General features: G+C 68.3%; 19 protein-coding genes, 1 tRNA gene and 1 pseudogene. 9 read left to right on the top strand and 12 right to left on the bottom strand.

Annotated elements, in window-relative coordinates; genetic code table 11:
- Positions 1–358: 358 nt before the first annotated feature.
- Positions 359–432: transfer RNA gene (locus tag FK530_RS21370), tRNA-Pro, on the bottom strand.
- Between the two features lie 255 nt (positions 433–687).
- On the opposite strand from FK530_RS21370, the gene FK530_RS21365 reads away from it, so the two are divergent.
- From FK530_RS21365 to FK530_RS21355, 3 genes are read left to right on the top strand one after another with little or no spacing between them, the layout of a single operon-like run.
- Positions 688–1,224, top strand: coding sequence for a GNAT family N-acetyltransferase (locus FK530_RS21365; protein ID WP_231706744.1), 537 nt, complete (start codon positions 688–690; stop codon positions 1,222–1,224).
- A gap of 30 nt (positions 1,225–1,254) precedes the next feature.
- The gene (locus FK530_RS21360; RefSeq protein WP_146488986.1) at positions 1,255–1,920 is read left to right on the top strand and encodes a DUF1361 domain-containing protein; all 666 of its coding nucleotides are present in this window, start codon (positions 1,255–1,257) and stop codon (positions 1,918–1,920) included.
- A 19-nt stretch (positions 1,921–1,939) separates the two neighbouring features.
- Positions 1,940–2,263 (top strand): hypothetical protein, encoded by a 324-nt coding sequence (locus tag FK530_RS21355; protein ID WP_146488985.1) that lies wholly within the window; start codon positions 1,940–1,942, stop codon positions 2,261–2,263.
- Between the two features lie 13 nt (positions 2,264–2,276).
- Here the strand turns inward: FK530_RS21355 and FK530_RS26910 are convergent, their stop codons facing one another.
- The 4 genes and pseudogenes from FK530_RS26910 to FK530_RS26765 form a co-directional block, all read right to left on the bottom strand.
- Entirely contained in the window at positions 2,277–2,405 is a 129-nt protein-coding gene (locus tag FK530_RS26910; protein WP_262406709.1) for an MFS transporter small subunit, read from the bottom strand.
- A complete protein-coding gene (locus tag FK530_RS21350; protein ID WP_146488984.1) occupies positions 2,402–3,817 on the bottom strand; it encodes an L-lactate MFS transporter in 1,416 nt (471 codons plus the stop codon). Before FK530_RS21350 ends, FK530_RS26910 begins: the two co-directional genes overlap by 4 nt.
- A gap of 58 nt (positions 3,818–3,875) precedes the next feature.
- Complete coding sequence (locus FK530_RS26770) at positions 3,876–4,244, bottom strand: DUF488 domain-containing protein (RefSeq protein WP_231706746.1); 369 nt, start codon at positions 4,242–4,244, stop codon at positions 3,876–3,878.
- 27 nt (positions 4,245–4,271) lie between these two features.
- Positions 4,272–5,015 (bottom strand): annotated as a pseudogene (locus FK530_RS26765) (uracil-DNA glycosylase); the annotation flags it as partial.
- 187 nt (positions 5,016–5,202) lie between these two features.
- On the opposite strand from FK530_RS26765, the gene FK530_RS21340 reads away from it, so the two are divergent.
- Entirely contained in the window at positions 5,203–5,397 is a 195-nt protein-coding gene (locus FK530_RS21340; RefSeq protein WP_146488983.1) for a hypothetical protein, read from the top strand.
- Between the two features lie 271 nt (positions 5,398–5,668).
- On the opposite strand, the gene FK530_RS21330 is transcribed toward FK530_RS21340, so the two are convergent.
- The 4 genes from FK530_RS21330 to FK530_RS21315 form a co-directional block, all read right to left on the bottom strand.
- A complete protein-coding gene (locus FK530_RS21330; protein ID WP_146488981.1) occupies positions 5,669–6,091 on the bottom strand; it encodes a hypothetical protein in 423 nt (140 codons plus the stop codon).
- Positions 6,088–7,425 carry an MFS transporter gene (locus FK530_RS21325; protein WP_146488980.1) on the bottom strand — a complete coding sequence of 446 codons (1,338 nt, stop codon included), beginning with the start codon at positions 7,423–7,425 and terminating at the stop codon, positions 6,088–6,090. The genes FK530_RS21330 and FK530_RS21325 overlap by 4 nt, the downstream gene beginning before the upstream one ends.
- Positions 7,426–7,492: 67 nt before the next feature.
- A complete protein-coding gene (locus tag FK530_RS21320) occupies positions 7,493–7,918 on the bottom strand; it encodes a tautomerase family protein (RefSeq protein ID WP_146488979.1) in 426 nt (141 codons plus the stop codon).
- A 32-nt stretch (positions 7,919–7,950) separates the two neighbouring features.
- Positions 7,951–8,652, bottom strand: coding sequence for an SDR family oxidoreductase (locus FK530_RS21315; protein ID WP_146488978.1), 702 nt, complete (start codon positions 8,650–8,652; stop codon positions 7,951–7,953).
- A gap of 90 nt (positions 8,653–8,742) precedes the next feature.
- Between FK530_RS21315 and FK530_RS21310 the strand changes: the two genes are divergently transcribed.
- The gene (locus tag FK530_RS21310; RefSeq protein ID WP_146488977.1) at positions 8,743–9,270 is read left to right on the top strand and encodes a winged helix-turn-helix transcriptional regulator; all 528 of its coding nucleotides are present in this window, start codon (positions 8,743–8,745) and stop codon (positions 9,268–9,270) included.
- Here the strand turns inward: FK530_RS21310 and FK530_RS21305 are convergent.
- The 3 genes from FK530_RS21305 to FK530_RS21295 all read right to left on the bottom strand — a co-directional run bounded on the left by FK530_RS21305 (position 9,230) and on the right by FK530_RS21295 (position 11,083).
- On the bottom strand, positions 9,230–9,985 hold the full coding sequence (locus tag FK530_RS21305; RefSeq protein ID WP_146488976.1) for a YoaK family protein: 756 nt from the start codon (positions 9,983–9,985) through the stop codon (positions 9,230–9,232). The two genes, FK530_RS21310 and FK530_RS21305, sit on opposite strands and share 41 nt — an antisense overlap.
- A 137-nt stretch (positions 9,986–10,122) precedes the next feature.
- Complete coding sequence (gene speG / locus FK530_RS21300) at positions 10,123–10,647, bottom strand: spermidine N1-acetyltransferase (protein WP_166443326.1); 525 nt, start codon at positions 10,645–10,647, stop codon at positions 10,123–10,125.
- Positions 10,648–10,699: 52 nt separating this feature from the next.
- On the bottom strand, positions 10,700–11,083 hold the full coding sequence (locus FK530_RS21295) for a DUF1304 domain-containing protein (protein ID WP_146488975.1): 384 nt from the start codon (positions 11,081–11,083) through the stop codon (positions 10,700–10,702).
- A gap of 190 nt (positions 11,084–11,273) precedes the next feature.
- Here FK530_RS21295 and tig point away from each other — a divergent pair, with 190 nt between their 5' ends.
- The 4 genes from tig to clpX all read left to right on the top strand — a co-directional run bounded on the left by tig (position 11,274) and on the right by clpX (position 15,558).
- Positions 11,274–12,686, top strand: coding sequence for a trigger factor (tig, locus tag FK530_RS21290; protein WP_146488974.1), 1,413 nt, complete (start codon positions 11,274–11,276; stop codon positions 12,684–12,686).
- Positions 12,687–12,821: 135 nt separating this feature from the next.
- Positions 12,822–13,415: an ATP-dependent Clp protease proteolytic subunit gene (locus FK530_RS21285; RefSeq protein ID WP_146488973.1), complete on the top strand. Its 594-nt coding sequence runs from the start codon at positions 12,822–12,824 to the stop codon at positions 13,413–13,415.
- A 15-nt stretch (positions 13,416–13,430) separates the two neighbouring features.
- Positions 13,431–14,096: an ATP-dependent Clp protease proteolytic subunit gene (locus FK530_RS21280; protein ID WP_146488972.1), complete on the top strand. Its 666-nt coding sequence runs from the start codon at positions 13,431–13,433 to the stop codon at positions 14,094–14,096.
- 184 nt (positions 14,097–14,280) lie between these two features.
- On the top strand, positions 14,281–15,558 hold the full coding sequence (clpX, locus tag FK530_RS21275; RefSeq protein WP_146488971.1) for an ATP-dependent Clp protease ATP-binding subunit ClpX: 1,278 nt from the start codon (positions 14,281–14,283) through the stop codon (positions 15,556–15,558).
- Positions 15,559–15,610 lie beyond the last annotated feature (52 nt).

Raw genomic sequence — 15,610 nt, 5'->3', positions numbered from 1 at the left:
TCTTCGGAGAATTCGGCTTTGAGGACCTTGACTGCGACGCGGCGGTCCAGTCGTGTGTCCATCGCCTCCCAGACCTGGCCCATGCCGCCGGTGGCGATGAGCCGGAGGAGTTCGTAGCGGTCGGCGAGTACGGTTCCGCAGCGCATGGCTGGTCCCTCCTGCATCGGGATCGTCACTGGTACGCCGGCCCTGGGGCCGCGACGGACGGTGCGGTGCAGCACCGGAGCGGCACCGCGTACGACGGATCGGGGTGTGTCTATTCCCAGGGGTATCGCTCCGAACGTCCGATTCGTTACCGGTGGCGGTGCGGACCGATCGTGATCGACGTGTCGGGCGCGACGGCGCGCTGCCCTCTCTGTCGGGATGACAGGATTCGAACCTGCGACCCTTCGCTCCCAAAGCGAATGCGCTACCAAGCTGCGCCACATCCCGTGATCGCATGCGCGACCAGGTAGAGAGTACCTGTGACGAGGACCCCGACTGCGCCCGCGTCGCTGTGAGCCCTCCGGCTCCGGCCCGGCTCGAACGGGCGGCCACCCTCACCATCGCGGGCAGGTCACGTCCTTACCGGGTAGACGCGACTTGGGCGGAGTCGCAAGCGACGCTACGGACGACGTGCGCCTGCGGGCAAGCGGTTTTCGGTGAGGGGCGGCGCCGAGCACGTGCAGTGGAACTACTGTTTTCGGTGTGTCCTCGAGCGGTGACGTGCACAGCGGGTACGCGATCAGGCGGCCCGCGCACGGCGATGCGGAGCACCTGGCGGACGTCCACGTGCGCGTATGGAAGGCGACGTATCCGGGCATGGTCGATCAGGCGAAGCTCGACGCGCTGGATCCCGTCTCGAGAGTCCCGCGGTGGGAGGCGATCATCGCGGACCTCGACCGGCAGGAAGCACGCGGCGTGCGCACTCGGTGCGCGATCGACGCCGCGACCGCGCAGGCCATCGGCTTCGCGACGGGAGGTGCCGCGCGGGACGACGGCGCACCGTCGAACGTCCAGCTCTGGTCCCTCAACGTGCTGCCGGACCACCACGGGACCGGTGTCGCGGCAGCGCTCATGAATGCCGTGATCGGGGATGGCGGCGCGTACCTGTGGGTGGCGACGGGCAATGCCCGCGCGGTCGCCTTCTACCGCAAGCACGGCTTCGAGTTCGACGGAGCCGTGCAGTTCGACGAGGAGTGGTCGTGTCACGAGTCGAGAATGGTCAGACCTGACCTTTGCTAACAAGTCGGGCTGCTTTGGCAAACTGATCTGATGACGAGAACGCGCGGCGCGCTGCTGTTGGCCTCCCTGCTCGCCACGACGGCGCTCACCGTGCTCCTCGGCACCACCGACCCGGCGGCGCCGCTCACGTATCCGAGCCGGTTCCTCATCTGGAACCTCTTCCTCGCGTGGATCCCGATGCTGTTCGCGCTGGGCTTCGCGACGGTCCGCCGGCGCTGGGCGCTCGTTCCGCTCGGCATCGGCTGGCTCGCCTTCCTGCCCAACTCGCCGTACCTCGTCACGGACCTGGTCCACCTCGGCGACGGCGAGAACATGTGGCGCCATGTTCTGCAGTACGGCTTCGCCGCGTGGACGGGGATCCTGCTCGGCGTCGTCTCGATGCTGGTGGTGCACCGCCGGTTGCAGCGCGAGTTCGGGGCGCGGTGGGGGTGGCTCGCCGTCGTGCTGTCGGTGGCCCTGTGCGCGATCGGCGTGGTGATCGGCCGGTTCCAGCGATGGAATTCGTGGGATCTCGTGACGCGGCCCGACGCGGTGGTCGTCGCGACGCTCGACTGGGTGACCTCCCCGTTCTCCTATGTGCAATCCACAGGCGTCGCGGCCGCGGTGGCGGCGTTCTTCGGCCTCGCCTACCTCACGATCTACTCGCTCACGCCGCCCGTGACGGCTGTCGCCGAGACCGGTCCGGAACGGGCGTGAGCGGCGTACCGTCGGACCCGTGTACCTGGAGCGTTTCGTCGCGAACGGCTATCTCGACGCCGATCGCGCCGCGCGATTGAGCTGGGAGAGCTCGCGGTACGTCTCCCGGATCTATCTCGTCGTGGGCGGGCGCCGGTTGCTCGCGCAGAACCTCTCGCTCTGCTGGGCCGACCTCGGCGTGGGCCCGGGGACTCCGATCGCGGTCGAGGTGACCAGCGGGAACCGGCGCTTGCTCGACGACGAGCAGCGCGCGATCGCGGGCTTCGCCGACCGGTTCCGCGAGGCGCTCATCCCGCCGGAACCGCGTCGCCCGCGCCGCGGCTTCTTCCGTCGCGCCCGCTGACGGCGTCCGGACCTCAGCCCTGGAAGAGCTGTAGCGCCGCATCGATGGCGTTGTAGAGCCCGTACAGCAGCGGGATGATCACCAGGCTCCAGGTGACCACGAGCTGGACGGGGTGGCGCCCGTCGGAGTCGGCCTCGGTCATGACGCTCCCTTCGGTCCGTGCGCTGCGTCGACCGCGTCGACGACGGTGCCCTGCTCGTGCCACCGGTCGGACACGGGGCGGATGGCGAGGTTGGCGAGGAAGCCCACGACCAGCACGCCGACCATGATGTACAGGGCGAGGTGGTAGTCGGCGGCCTCGAGGGGGATCGCCTTCCCTGCCTCATCGACGCGGTCCTTCTTCGAGTCCAGCACCCGGTTCACGATGAGCGGGCCGAGCACGCCCGCCGTCGACCACGCCGTCAGCAGGCGACCGTGGATCGCGCCCACCTGGAACGTGCCGAACAGGTCGCGGAGATACGCCGGCACCGTGGCGAACCCGCCTCCGTAGAAGGAGATGATCACCGCGCAGAACAGGACGAACAGCGCCGTCGACGACGCCCCGACGGTCGCCAGGCCGAGGTAGAGCAGGATTCCGACGCCGAGGTAGATCATGTACGTCGGCTTGCGGCCGATGTAGTCCGAGGTCGTCGACCAGCCGAGCCGGCCCGCCATGTTCGCCACGGACAGCAACCCGACGAAGCCGGCGGCGACGGTCGCGGTGACGGTGGAGACGCCGGTGCCGTCGCGGAAGAAGTCCTGGATCATGTCGGCGGCCTGCTCGAGGATCCCGATGCCCGCAGTCACGTTGCACAGCAGCACGATCCACAGCAGCCAGAACTGCGGCGTCTTGATCGCGTTCGCGGCGGAGACGTTCCCTGCGCTCACCATCGCCTTCGAGGTGACGGCGGCGGGATCGAAACCGGGCGGCGCGTACCCGGGCGCCGGCACGCGAATGGTGAAGACGCCCATCATCATCACCACGAAGTAGGCGATGCCCAGAGTGATGAACAGCTTGGTCACCGCGCTTCCGCCGGCCTCCGTGCCGCCGTAGAACTTCATCAACTCCTTCGACAGCGGCGAGGCGACCATGGCGCCGCCGCCGAAGCCCATGATGGCCATGCCCGTCGCGAGCCCGGGTCGATCGGGGAACCACTTCATCAGCGTCGAGACCGGTGAGATGTATCCGAGGCCGAGCCCGATGCCGCCGACCACGCCGTAGCCGAGGTAGACGAGCCACAGCTGGTCGGTCGCGATCCCCGCTGCGGCGATGAGGAATCCGGCGCCCCAGCAACTCGCGGCGGTGAACATCGTGCGCCGTGGTCCGACCCGGTCCACCCACGTCCCGAAGACCGCCGCCGAGAGTCCCAGCATCACGATGGCGATGGAGAAGACGATGCCGATCATGGTCTTGTTGGTGTCGAAATGCTTGACCAGGGCGTCCTTGTAGACGCTTGTCGCGTACACCTGACCGATGCACAGGTGGATCGCCAGTGCCGCAGGGGGGATCAACCACCGGTTGTAGTTCAGCGGTGCGACGGAGTGCTCTCGGTCGAGGAAGGACAGCGCGGCCACGGCGCGACGCTAGCAGCCGGACACGGCCCCACGGTACGGCTCGGCGAAGTCCGTTGCATCAGCGTACGAGTGGATCGCGACCGGTCAGAAGGGCGGCGAGCACGTGGGCGTGGCTGATGTCCTCCGCCTTGGACGCGGTGAGCAGTGTGACCGGTCCGCGGGACACCCGCTCCGAGAGCCCGTCGTAGGCGGCCGCCGCCTCGGGGTCGGCGAGCTCCGCCCGGTAACGTGCGACGAATTCGGCGTACTTCGCGGGATCGTGCTGGTACCACGTGCGCAGCTCCGTCGACGGCGAGACCGCCTTGCACCACTCGGTCAGGTCGGCGCGGTCCTTGCTGATCCCGCGGGGCCATAGCCGGTCCACGAGGATCCGCTCGCCGTCGCCTTCGGCTTCCACCTCGTACACCCGCTTGACCCGGACCGTCATCGTCGTTCCCTTCGTCGCGCCGTCGACCGCGATCGTTCGGGCGGTCGTGAGTACATGTTCCAGCATGGCGGGAGTGAGTCGCCCGGTGAACGTGTTGCGCTGGCTCACGTGGAAGCAGCCGAGCACGGTCAGCGTGCGGCCGTCGGGGTGGTCGAGGTGAATGCGGGACCCGTGCCCGAACGTCGGCCCCGGTTTCGGGACCCGCCAGCCACCGTCGACGAGAACTGCGAACAGCGCCTGCCATCCGAACGCTCCCAGGACCACGGCGACGCGCAGGCGCGGCATCAGTTCGAGTTCCCGCGCGAGGAACGGGGCGCATTCCCGACGCTCGGCGGGAGTCGGCTTGTTCGCGGGAGGCGCGCAGCGCACCGGGGAACTCATCCGGACGTCGACGAGCTGCAAGCCGTCGTCGACCGATACGGCGTGTGGCTGGTTCGCGAGCCCCACCGCGTGCAGCGCGGCGAACAGGACGTCGCCGCTGCGGTCACCGGTGAACATCCGCCCGGTGCGGTTGGCGCCGTGCGCCGCCGGCGCGAGCCCGACGATGAGGATCCGTGCGTCGACGGGCCCGAACCCCGGAACGGGCTTGCCCCAGTACTCCTCATCGGCGAACGCGGCGCGCTTGACGCGCGCGACCTCCTCACGCCATGACACCAGGCGCGGGCACGCCCGGCACGAGCAGATCAGAGCGTCCAGGTCCGGCACGGACCGCGCATCCACCGCTGCCGACGGCGCCTCCTCCGGCGCTGTGGATCGGACGGGACGGGGCATGCCCCCGAGCCTAGGCCCACCGGCTGCCACAAGCCCGGCGATCATGGGCCGCGACCGACAGGGGACCGGCGAGGCAGGGTCTCGTTCACGATCGAGCCGAGATCAGGCCGCGAGAGCTTTTGGCGCGCATCGTGCTCGGAGCACATGCACCGGTTTCCTACAACGCGGGTGCGGTTATGATCGTTGGATGCATACCGATGGTGCGATCACCTGGGGGAAGTACACCGTCGTTCAGCCGGGACTTCGCGAGGACCTTCGTGGCGAGGGCGGCGTCGTCGTCGAAGACGGCTCGTTGTTCCTGTATCGGCGATCGGGAGACGTGGGACGTCTGGTGCAGGTTCTCGCGACAGGGCAGTGGCACAGGGTCAGCATCGCCGAGTGATGTGCGAATGACTCCGGATATGGGCGAGGCCGGCGGCACCTGTAACGCGCCCCGGCCTCTGTTTCACTGAGCGGTTTACAGTCACGCTCACGAACTTGTTCGAAACTGTATCAGACAGCGATCCTTTGTTCCAATCCGTTTCGCAGTCCGCGCGGGTTCAGAGGCGCACGGAGGTTCCGATGTCCTCGGAGACCTCGGCCGCCGCGGCGGGCCACATCGCGCCCCGCGTCGCACGGGAGGTCGATCGCTTTGCGCCCGCAGCCGCGCGAGCTCAGGTGTCCCGGTGCTGTTCACCCTTCGGCGACTGCCGGAGCAACGTCCTGACGAGGTCCTGATTGCGGCGGATCCGCTTCTCGAAGACCAACTCCAGGAGGAAGGCGACCGTCGCGGCGCCGAGCAGTTCGATGGAGATCGAGAACAGCACGTTCGTGAGCAGATCGTGGGGGACGGGGTGGTCCTCGAGGACGCCGGTGTACTCGACGAGCTTGGAGATCACGGCCATCGAGACCGCCACGCCGAACAGGATGTACAGGAAGCGCCGCTTCACCTCGAGGGGGTCCGCGAGCTTGTCGAGTATCTGCGGATTCCGGCGGAGGAAGGCGATGTCCTGCGCGTTGAAATCGGCGGAGCCCTCGGTCATGTCGCGCAGGACCAACGAGTCCACGAAGTCGTCGCCGTCGTCGGAGCGGGTCATTCGCCGAGCATAGTCCTCGCGGGCCGTGCGACCCGCCGGATCCACACGGTCGCCGCGAGCGAGATGAGTGCGGTCGCAACCAGATAGGCCGCCGCGGTCCACGGCGCACCGTCGGCCCCGTGGATGAGGGCGGTGAGGATCAGGGGAGTGAGCCCCGAGGCGTAGATGCCGGAGAACTGATAGACGACCGACAGTCCCGTGTACCGGACCTCGGTCGGGAACAGACTCGCGAAGAACGTGCCCTGCGCGGCGTAGAAGACGCCGTGGATCAGGCCGAAGACGATGACGAGGCCGACGGTGAACCACAGGATCGACGCGGTGCCGAACAACGCGAACACGGGGAAGACGGCGAGGCCGTACAGCAGCACGCCCGTGCCGTACACGGCCCCCGGGCCGTATCGATCCGCGAGTACGCCGGCGAACGGGATCACGACGGCCATCACCAGGGCTGCCGCCGTGACCGCGAGGAGCACCCCCACCTTGTTCATCGCGAGGGTCGCCGTGGCGTAGGTGATGGCGAAGACGCCCCAGGTGTTGAAGGCACTACCCTCGGCCCACCGCGCGAGGCAGCCCGCGATCGTGTTGCGGCGCAGCGTGGGATCGCCGAGCAATTGGCGCAGCGGTGTCCGCGTGGTGTCCAGGGTGGCCCGAGCCGCCACGAACGCCGGGGTCTCGTCGACCGCCAGCCGCACGACGATCCCGATCACCACCAGCACGATCGACACCGCGAAGGCGATGCGCCACCCGAACCGGAGGAACTGGTCGTCGTCGAAGACCGTTTGCAGCAGCGCGAAGACGGCCGTGCCCAGTCCGAGCCCCAGTGCGAGGCCGACCTGCGGGACGGCGCCGAAGCGTCCCTTGCGGCCCTCGGGCGCGTGCTCGACGGCGAGCAGGACGGCGCCGGCCCATTCGCCGCCCAGTGCGAAGCCCTGCACGATCCGGAGGAGCAGCAGCAGGATCGGCGCGAGAACGCCGACCTGCCCGGCGGTCGGCAGCGCGCCCATGAGCGCCGTCGCCACGCCCATCAGGAGCATCGTCAGGGCGAGCGTCTGCCGCCGGCCGATCCGGTCGCCGATGTGGCCGAAGACGAGCCCGCCGATGGGCCGCATCACGAAGCCCACCGCGAAGGTGACGAAGCTGAGCATGGTGCCTACGAACGAGCTGGTATCCGGGAAGAAGAGCTTGTTGAACACCAACGACGCGGCGGTCGAGTAGAGGAAGAAGTCGTACCACTCGACCGTCGTGCCCAATAGCGACGCCGCGATCACACGCCGCAACTGGGAGCTGTCCGGGGCGGACGGGTCGGGCGCGGTGTCGACGGTGGCGGTACTCACCGACCGGAACCTAGCGACGGCCGACCGCCCCTGTCACCGGTTGTGCTCGCGGTGACCGCAATCGGCGTCAGTACGCCGCGGTCCGGTTCGTGGCGACCCAGTCGCGCTCGGCCTCCGACTGGGCCGGCGGCGGCACGAGGCCGTTGATCATCCACATCTCCTCGCTGGTGTCATCGACATGGAACTCCCACTGCAGGTCCGGGTGCCGTGCAAGCGCGGGGGCGACCATCGCGCGCACCCACTCGGCGATCCTCGTCCGGCTCGCCGAGTCGGATGCGTGCCGAGCGATGTGGTCGATGGCGATGCGCACCGCGGTGGGCGCGCTCGCGCCGCCGATGAAGAAGTCCTGCGGCGCGACTTCGTGGAAGAGCACGACGACGTAGAAGCGCGGCAGCCCGATCGCCGCGTACCGATCGGTGATCGTGGCGGCGAGGGACTCCTTCTCCGCGGAGGTGAAGACGCCGGGGGTGTGGTGGATGTTCCAGAGCGGCATGATGATTCCTAGTGTCGGGAGGAACGGGCGTGCTAGGCGCCCGCCGGGAGGGTGAGGGCCTCGACGGGGCCCGAGAGGGCGGCCTTCGTCGCGGCGGTGATGTCGTCGGCGAGGACTTCGACGTCACCGGCCTCGACGCCGTCGAGAATGGCGGCGGCGATCGCCGCGGGCGTCGCCTTGGGCAGCGGGATCGCCGACACCATGTCGGTATCGATGAAGCCCGCGTGGACCCCGACGACCTGGGTGTTCTGCCCCGCCAACTCGGTGCGGAGCGAGTTGGTGATCGACCACGCGGCGGCTTTGGACGCGCCGTACCCGCCCGCGCCGGACAGCCACGACAGCACGGAGTGCATGTCGACGAGGGCGCCGCCGCCGTTGGCCGCGAGGACGGGCGCGAACGCGCGGGCCACCCGGAGCGGGCCGAAGGCGTTCACGTCGAACATCGCCTCGATCTCCCGGGGTGCACCGGTGACGAGCGGGGTCGGGGTCATGATCCCGGCGTTGTTGAAGACGATCGTGGCATCGCCGGCGAGCTCTGCCAGGGCGGCGACGGAGTCGTCGGAGCGCACCTCGAGCTCGACGGGGACCACCTCCGGCCGCGCGTCTGTGAAGGGCTCCCGGCCGGTGGCGTAGACCTTCCAGGCTCCGCGGGCGAGCGCCCCGTCGACGAGCGCGGCGCCGAGGCCCCGCCGGCCTCCCGTGACCACGACGACGGCGTCCTTGATGGCGGTCATGATGACTCCTCCTCTAGGTAATGACTGCGTTAGTCAGACCGATTCAAGCATCCCCTTCTGGCTAACGCAAGCGTTAGTTATGATTGGAGGATGGAATTCGAGGAGCGACTGCGCGATCGGAGCCGGTGGGCGATCGGCGACGGCTGTTCGGCCGCACGGACGCTGGATCTGCTCACCACGAAGACGGTGTTCCTCGTCCTGCGCGAACTGCTCTACGGGACGACGCGCTTCGACGACCTGGTCGCCAGGACCGAGACGTCCGCCCCGGCGGTCTCGCGTGCACTCAAACAACTCGCCTCGGCGGATCTCATCATGGCGACCGAGTATCGCGAGCCGGGCGCTCGCGCTCGCGCCGAGTACCGACTGACGCCCGCGGGGGAGGACCTGCTGCCGGTCTTCCTCGCGCTGATCCAGTTCGGCGACGCACACCTGCAGCCGGAGGGAGCGCCGCTCGTCTTCGTGGACGCGGAGACGGGGGAATCGGTCCGTACCCGGCCGGCCGCCGGAGGTGCGGAGGTGCCGCTGAGCGGGATCGAGGTCCGGTTGAACCGGGAACGGTGGAGCGCGCCCGAGCGGATCAGCCGAGCAGGTTCCGCCGATCCGAGTGCAGGAACGTGACCAGCGTCGTGACGCCGCAGAGGATGCCCGCCACCAGGATCACCTGGGGGCCCGTGACGAACGAGCCGATCACGCCGCCGACTGCGGCGCCCAGGACGAAGCCCGCGTAGACCAGCGCGTACCCGAGCCAGTCGTAGACGGTGCCGTTGCCGGTGGCGTGGCGTTCGATGCCCTGTCCGAGCTTGACCAGCGTGCCCGTGACGTAGGACAGGGGGACCGAGACCTCGCCGTTCTTGGTGAACGAGGTGTTCAGTGCTCCCAGTGAGAACGTGATGATGAGGATGGGGACGAACCGCACCTCCGGCTCGGCGAAACCGTCCAGGACGAAGTCCGTCGCCGAGGCGACGAGCAGGCCCGCGGTGGTCAGCACCGTCGGCCCGTGGGGGTGTCCGTGCCAGAAGTAGCGGCGGCAGACCGATGCGACGACGACGCCGGTCACGAAGGCGACGATCAGGGCGGTCGCGGCGAGCGCGCCCGCTCCGGCGATCTGCTGCGCGTCCGAGGCCTTGAACCAGGTGAGGACCGCGCGCTCGGTGTTGCCGGTCATGAAGGTCACGAAGTATCCCGCGGAATGGAGGAAGGCGACCGCGCCGACCATGCCGGCGACCCCGGCGAGAAGCCAGGACAGGCGTGCATCGGTGCCGATGGCCGCGTCCCGCGAGACGACCGGGCGGGGCTGTTGCGTCGTGGGCTGTTGCTCCGTCGGGGTGGTCATTCCCCATGGTTACCGATTGCGCGTCACCCCCGCTGGGTGGCCGCAACGACTCACACTCGGCTGATAACGGGACCCGGATCACACGGCCGGGCTGTGGGTGCGGCGATCACCTCGATCCGCACCCCGCGGTCGGGCGCCTACTCCTCCGCAGTGGTGTCGGCGGCCAGGAAGTCGCGCTGGAACATGCCCATGAGTCGCGCGTCGCGGTAGCGCCCGTTCGAGAAGTACTGCTCGCGGAGGAGTCCCTCCTGGGTGAAGCCCAGCTTCTCGTACACGTGCGCGGCCTTCTCGTTGGCCACGTCGACGTAGAGGTACACCTTGTGCAGGTTGAGGATCCGGAAGGCGTAGTCGAGAGCCTTCCGGGTCGCGGGCCCCGCGTACCCCTTCCCCTGCGCCGACGGGGCCACGATGATCTGGAACTCGCAGTTCCGGTGGATCACGTTGATCTCGACGAGTTCCACCAGGCCCACCGGCAGTCCGTCGTACTCGATGATGAAACGTCGCTCACGCTCGTCGTGGATGTGCCGTTCGTAGATGTCCTCGAGTTCGGCCAGGGCGTCGAAGGGCTCCTCGAACCAGTACGACATCACCGCCCGGTCGTTGAACAGGCCGTGCACGAACCGCAGGTCCGTGCGCTCCATCGCGCGCAGCGTCAGTTCCACCGTTTCAGAGTAGGACGATCACGCGGGGCGGTGGGCGGACGCGCCGCCGCTCCTACGCGACGAGCCCGATGGACAGGAAGGCCGTCGCGAGGAGCGGCGAGGCGCCCTGGATCGTCGCCGCGCGGAGCTTCGTGCGGTCCGACAGGGCCAGCACGAGCGCCGCCGCGAGCATCGACCCGACGCCCACGAGCACCAGCGTCGCGCCGACGGCGCGCTGCCCGCCGAACAGGGCGAGGCCCAGGAACACCGCGACCGCGAGGAAGAGGTTGTAGAAGCCCTGATTGAACGCGAGCGGCCGGGTGATCTCCGCCGTCTCCTCCGTCGTGCCGAATGTCGCCCGCGAGCGCGGTGAAGTCCACGCGATCGATTCCAGGTAGAAGATGAAGCAGTGCAGCAGCGCCGCCACGGCGGCGAAGACGAGTCCGAGCGCGATCATGCGCTCATCATGACCGATCGCCCGGGAGTCCGCGCTCGCGCCCGTCCGCCGGGTCCCGCCCGGGCTGTCAGGTGCCGGGCACCGTCGCGTACGCTTGTCCGAGTGCCGTGGGCCCGACGGGGTCCCGTGCTGCCTGCAGGAAACCGCACATCAGGCGGCCCTCCTGCCGATACCAACCCGAGGAGAACGAGTGAAGAGCACCGTCGAGCAGCTGAGCCCGACTCGCGTCCGCCTGAGCGTCGAGGTTCCCTTCGACGAGCTCGCGCCCGATTTCGATCGCGCCTACGAGACGCTCGCGCAGCAGGTCAACATCCCCGGCTTCCGTAAGGGCAAGGCCCCCGCGAAGCTGATCGAGGCGCGCGTCGGCCGCGACGCCGTGCTCTCGCAGGTCATCAACGACGCGCTGCCCGGCAAGTACAGCCAGGCCGTGCTGGACGCCGACGTCAAGGCGCTCGGCCAGCCCGAGATCGACATCGACAAGCTCGAGTACGGCGAGACCTTCTCGTTCACCGCCGAGGTCGACGTGCGTCCCGAGATCACGCTGCCCGAGTACTCGGGTATCGAGGTCGAGGTCCCGTCGCTCGAGGTCACCGACGCCGACATCGATGAGCAGATCGAGGGCCTGCGCGCCCGCTTCGGCACCCTCAAGGGCGTCGACCGCGCCGTCGAGACCGGCGACTTCATCACGATCGACCTGTCGGCCACCGTCGACGGCAAGGATGTCGAGGACGCCAAGACCACCGGCCTCTCGCACGAGGTCGGCTCCGGCAATCTCATCGACGGTCTGGACGAGGCCGTCGTCGGCCTGAAGTCCGGCGAGTCCAAGGAGTTCAAGACCACCCTGGTCGCGGGCGAGTTCGCGGGCCAGGAGGCGGACGTCACCGTCACCATCGATTCCGTCAAGGAGCGCGAGCTGCCCGAGCTGGACGACGAGTTCGCCCAGCTCGCGAGCGAGTTCGACACCGTCGAGGAGCTGCGCGCGGACCTGCGCGAGCGCGTCGAGCAGAACAAGAAGCTCGGCCAGGCCGCGGACATCCGCGACGCCGTGCTCGACAAGCTGCTCGAGGCCGTCGACGTCCCGCTGCCCGAGGCCGTCGTCAAGGAGCAGACCGACGCCAACGTGCACGACGTGCTGCACCAGGTGGGCCACAACGAGGAACTCCTCGAGACCGCGCTCAAGGCGCAGGGCACGACCCGCGAGGAGTTCGAGACCCAGGCCCGCGAGTCCGCCGAGAAGCAGGTCAAGGTGCAGCTGCTGCTCGACGCGATCGCGGACGCGCAGGACGTGCAGGTCGACCAGCAGGAGCTGCAGGAGCACATCCTGTTCCAGTCGCAGCGCTACGGCATGCAGCCCGCCGAGTTCATCCAGCAGATCCAGCAGGCCGGCCAGCTGCCCGCCCTCTTCCAGGAGGTCCGCCGCGGTAAGGGCCTCGCGGACGTGGTGCTCGAGGTCACGGTCAAGGACGCCGACGGCAACCCCGTCGACACCAAGGCGCTGTTCGACCGCGAGGACGCCGGCGAGGAGCTCGCCGAGGAGGCCGCCGCCGAGGAGGACGTCGTCGCCGAGGCCGAGGAGATCACCTCCGAGGCCGACGAGAAGTAGGACCCGCGGAGCGCCCCGCAGCCGGACCGGCTGCGGGGCGTTTCTGCCCTCAGCGGAGCCGGGCGTGCCGGGGGACGTACCGGCCGTGCACGTTCGTTAGTGTCGATGACAGCAAAGAAAGGCAGGGAGCAGCGGATGACCTCCAACCCCATCATGCGGTCCGGAATGGCCGGCCTGAACCTGAACGATTCGGTGTACAGCCGCCTCCTGGAGTCGCGGATCATCTTCCTCGGCAGCGAGGTGAACGACGACATCGCGAACCAGCTCTGCGCGCAGATGCTGCTGCTGTCCGCGGAGGATCCCACCAAGGACATCAACCTCTACATCAACTCGCCCGGCGGCAGCATCTCCGCCGGCATGGCGATCTTCGACACGATGGAGTTCGTCGAGTGCGACGTCGCGACCTACGCGATGGGCATGGCCGCCTCCATGGGTGAGTTCCTGCTCGCCGCGGGCACCAAGGGCAAGCGCTACGCGCTGCCCCACGCGCGCATCATGATGCACCAGCCGTCCGCCGGCATCGGTGGCACCGCCGCCGACATCGCCATCCAGGCCGAGCTGTTCCGCAACACCAAGGTCGAGATGAACCGCCTCAACGCGCAATTCACCGGCCAGCCGATCGAGAAGATCGAGGCCGACGCCGACCGTGACAAGTGGTTCACCGCCGAGCAGGCCCGGGACTACGGCTTCGTCGACCACGTCGTCAGCCGCGCGAGCTCCGTCAAGTAGCGAGAGGACACTTCCATGACTGAGGGTTACCCCACCACGATGTCGGCTCAGGGCCTGCACGTCCCCGCCACCGGCCGCTACGACGTCCCGTCGTTCATCGAGCGCGCGGCGAACGGCAACGAGCGCGTCACGAACCCGTACTCGAAGCTCTTCGATGAGCGCATCATCTTCCTCAAGAACCAGATCGACGAGGTCTCGGCGAACGACGTGATGGCCCAGATCCTGGTGCTCGAGTCGCAGGACCCGGACCGGGACATCACGATCTACATCAACTCGCCGGGCGGCAGCCTGTACGACGCGCTCGGCATCTACGACACGATGCAGTACGTGCACTGCGACGTGGCGACCGTCGTGCTCGGCACCGCGGCCTCGGCTGCGGCGATCCTGCTCGCCGGCGGCACCCCGGGCAAGCGCGCGGCGCTGCCCAACTCGACGGTGCTGATCCACCAGCCCCGCACGGGCGGTTCGATGCGCGGTCAGGTCTCCGACCTCGAGATCCAGGCCGCCGAGATGGAGCGCGCGCGCAACCGCCTCGACGAGATCCTGGCGAGCCACACGGGCCAGACCGTCGAGAAGATCCGCAAGGACACGGACCGCGACAACATCCTCACGGCCGATCAGGCCAAGGAGTACGGCATCGTCGACACGGTGTTCCCGTACCGCAAGGCGTCCGCGAAGTAATCGCAGCAGGAAACCGGGGGTCGCGACACGCCGCGTGAGCGGGTTCCGCGGCCCCCGGTGCCACCTCTAGCAAGCTATTCATATCGGTCGCCGGGACGGAAGTTCGCGGGTACCGTCGTAAACAGACCCCACCTGCTGAGCAACGCGGCAGGCGAGTCATCGGCAAGGGAAGTAGGCACAGGGCATGGCACGGATCGGGGACGGCGCAGACCTGTTGAAGTGCTCCTTCTGCGGAAAGAGCCAGAAGCAGGTCAAGAAGCTGATCGCGGGTCCCGGCGTGTACATCTGCGATGAGTGCATCGACCTGTGCAACGAGATCATCGAAGAGGAACTGGCCGAGACCAGTGACGTGAAGCTGGACGAGCTGCCCAAGCCCGTCGAGATCCGCGACTTCCTGGACAACTACGTCATCGGTCAGGACTCCGCCAAGCGGAACCTCGCGGTGGCCGTCTACAACCACTACAAGCGCATCCAGGCCGGCGAGCGCAAGGACGCCCGCGGCGAGAGCGTGGAGCTGGCGAAGTCCAACATCCTCATGCTCGGCCCGACCGGCTGCGGCAAGACCTATCTCGCGCAGACCCTGGCGAAGATGCTCAACGTGCCCTTCGCCATCGCCGACGCGACCGCCCTCACCGAGGCCGGTTACGTGGGTGAGGACGTCGAGAACATCCTGCTCAAGTTGATCCAGGCCGCCGACTACGACGTCAAGCGCGCCGAGACCGGCATCATCTACATCGACGAGGTCGACAAGATCGCCCGCAAGAGTGAGAACCCGTCGATCACCCGGGACGTCTCGGGCGAGGGCGTGCAGCAGGCGCTGCTGAAGATCCTCGAGGGCACCCAGGCCAGCGTCCCGCCGCAGGGCGGCCGCAAGCACCCGCACCAGGAGTTCATCCAGATCGACACGACGAACGTCCTGTTCATCGTGGCCGGCGCCTTCGCCGGGCTGGAGAAGGTCGTGGGCGATCGCATCGGCAAGCGCGGCCTCGGCTTCGGCAACGAGGTGCGTACGAAGGCGGAGGTTGACACGGTCGACCATTTCGCCGACGTCCTCCCCGAGGACCTGATCAAGTTCGGCCTGATCCCCGAGTTCATCGGCCGTCTGCCCGTCATCGCGTCCGTCTCGAACCTCGACAAGGAATCGCTGGTCTCGATCCTCTCGGAGCCGAAGAACGCGCTCGTCAAGCAGTACCAGCGGCTCTTCGAGATGGACGGCGTGGAGCTCGAGTTCGATGAGGACGCTCTCGGCGCCATCGCCGATCAAGCGATCCATCGCGGCACCGGTGCCCGCGGTCTGCGCGCCATCATGGAGGAAGTCCTCAATCCGGTGATGTTCGACATCCCGTCGCGCGACGACGTGGCGAAGGTCGTCGTCACCGGGGAGACGGTGCGCGACAACGTGCTGCCGACCATCGTGCCGCGCAAGCACTCCCGCGGCGAGCGTCGCGAGAAGAGCGCGTAAAGGACGTACGGACTGCGCCCCCGGCCGAATCGGCCGGGGGCGCAGTCGTTCC

The organism is Tsukamurella conjunctivitidis, from assembly GCF_007858475.1.
Lineage (GTDB): Bacteria > Actinomycetota > Actinomycetes > Mycobacteriales > Mycobacteriaceae > Tsukamurella > Tsukamurella conjunctivitidis.
Note: the sequence above shows the minus strand (reverse complement) of the source record. Positions and strands in the feature narration are given on the sequence as shown.

Bases quoted from the DNA above. Each gene is read 5' to 3' on its own strand.
- FK530_RS21360 (WP_146488986.1), top strand. From the start codon at position 1,255: ATGACGAGAACGCGCGGCGCGCTGCTGTTGGCCTCCCTGCTCGCCACG.
- FK530_RS26910 (WP_262406709.1), bottom strand. From the start codon at position 2,405: ATGACCGAGGCCGACTCCGACGGGCGCCACCCCGTCCAGCTCGTGGTC.
- FK530_RS26770 (WP_231706746.1), bottom strand. From the start codon at position 4,244: ATGACGGTCCGGGTCAAGCGGGTGTACGAGGTGGAAGCCGAAGGCGAC.
- FK530_RS21340 (WP_146488983.1), top strand. From the start codon at position 5,203: ATGCATACCGATGGTGCGATCACCTGGGGGAAGTACACCGTCGTTCAG.
- FK530_RS21330 (WP_146488981.1), bottom strand. From the start codon at position 6,091: ATGACCCGCTCCGACGACGGCGACGACTTCGTGGACTCGTTGGTCCTG.
- FK530_RS21320 (WP_146488979.1), bottom strand. From the start codon at position 7,918: ATGCCGCTCTGGAACATCCACCACACCCCCGGCGTCTTCACCTCCGCG.
- FK530_RS21315 (WP_146488978.1), bottom strand. From the start codon at position 8,652: ATGACCGCCATCAAGGACGCCGTCGTCGTGGTCACGGGAGGCCGGCGG.
- FK530_RS21310 (WP_146488977.1), top strand. From the start codon at position 8,743: ATGGAATTCGAGGAGCGACTGCGCGATCGGAGCCGGTGGGCGATCGGC.
- FK530_RS21305 (WP_146488976.1), bottom strand. From the start codon at position 9,985: ATGACCACCCCGACGGAGCAACAGCCCACGACGCAACAGCCCCGCCCG.
- FK530_RS21295 (WP_146488975.1), bottom strand. From the start codon at position 11,083: ATGATCGCGCTCGGACTCGTCTTCGCCGCCGTGGCGGCGCTGCTGCAC.
- FK530_RS21285 (WP_146488973.1), top strand. From the start codon at position 12,822: ATGACCTCCAACCCCATCATGCGGTCCGGAATGGCCGGCCTGAACCTG.
- FK530_RS21280 (WP_146488972.1), top strand. From the start codon at position 13,431: ATGACTGAGGGTTACCCCACCACGATGTCGGCTCAGGGCCTGCACGTC.
- clpX (WP_146488971.1), top strand. From the start codon at position 14,281: ATGGCACGGATCGGGGACGGCGCAGACCTGTTGAAGTGCTCCTTCTGC.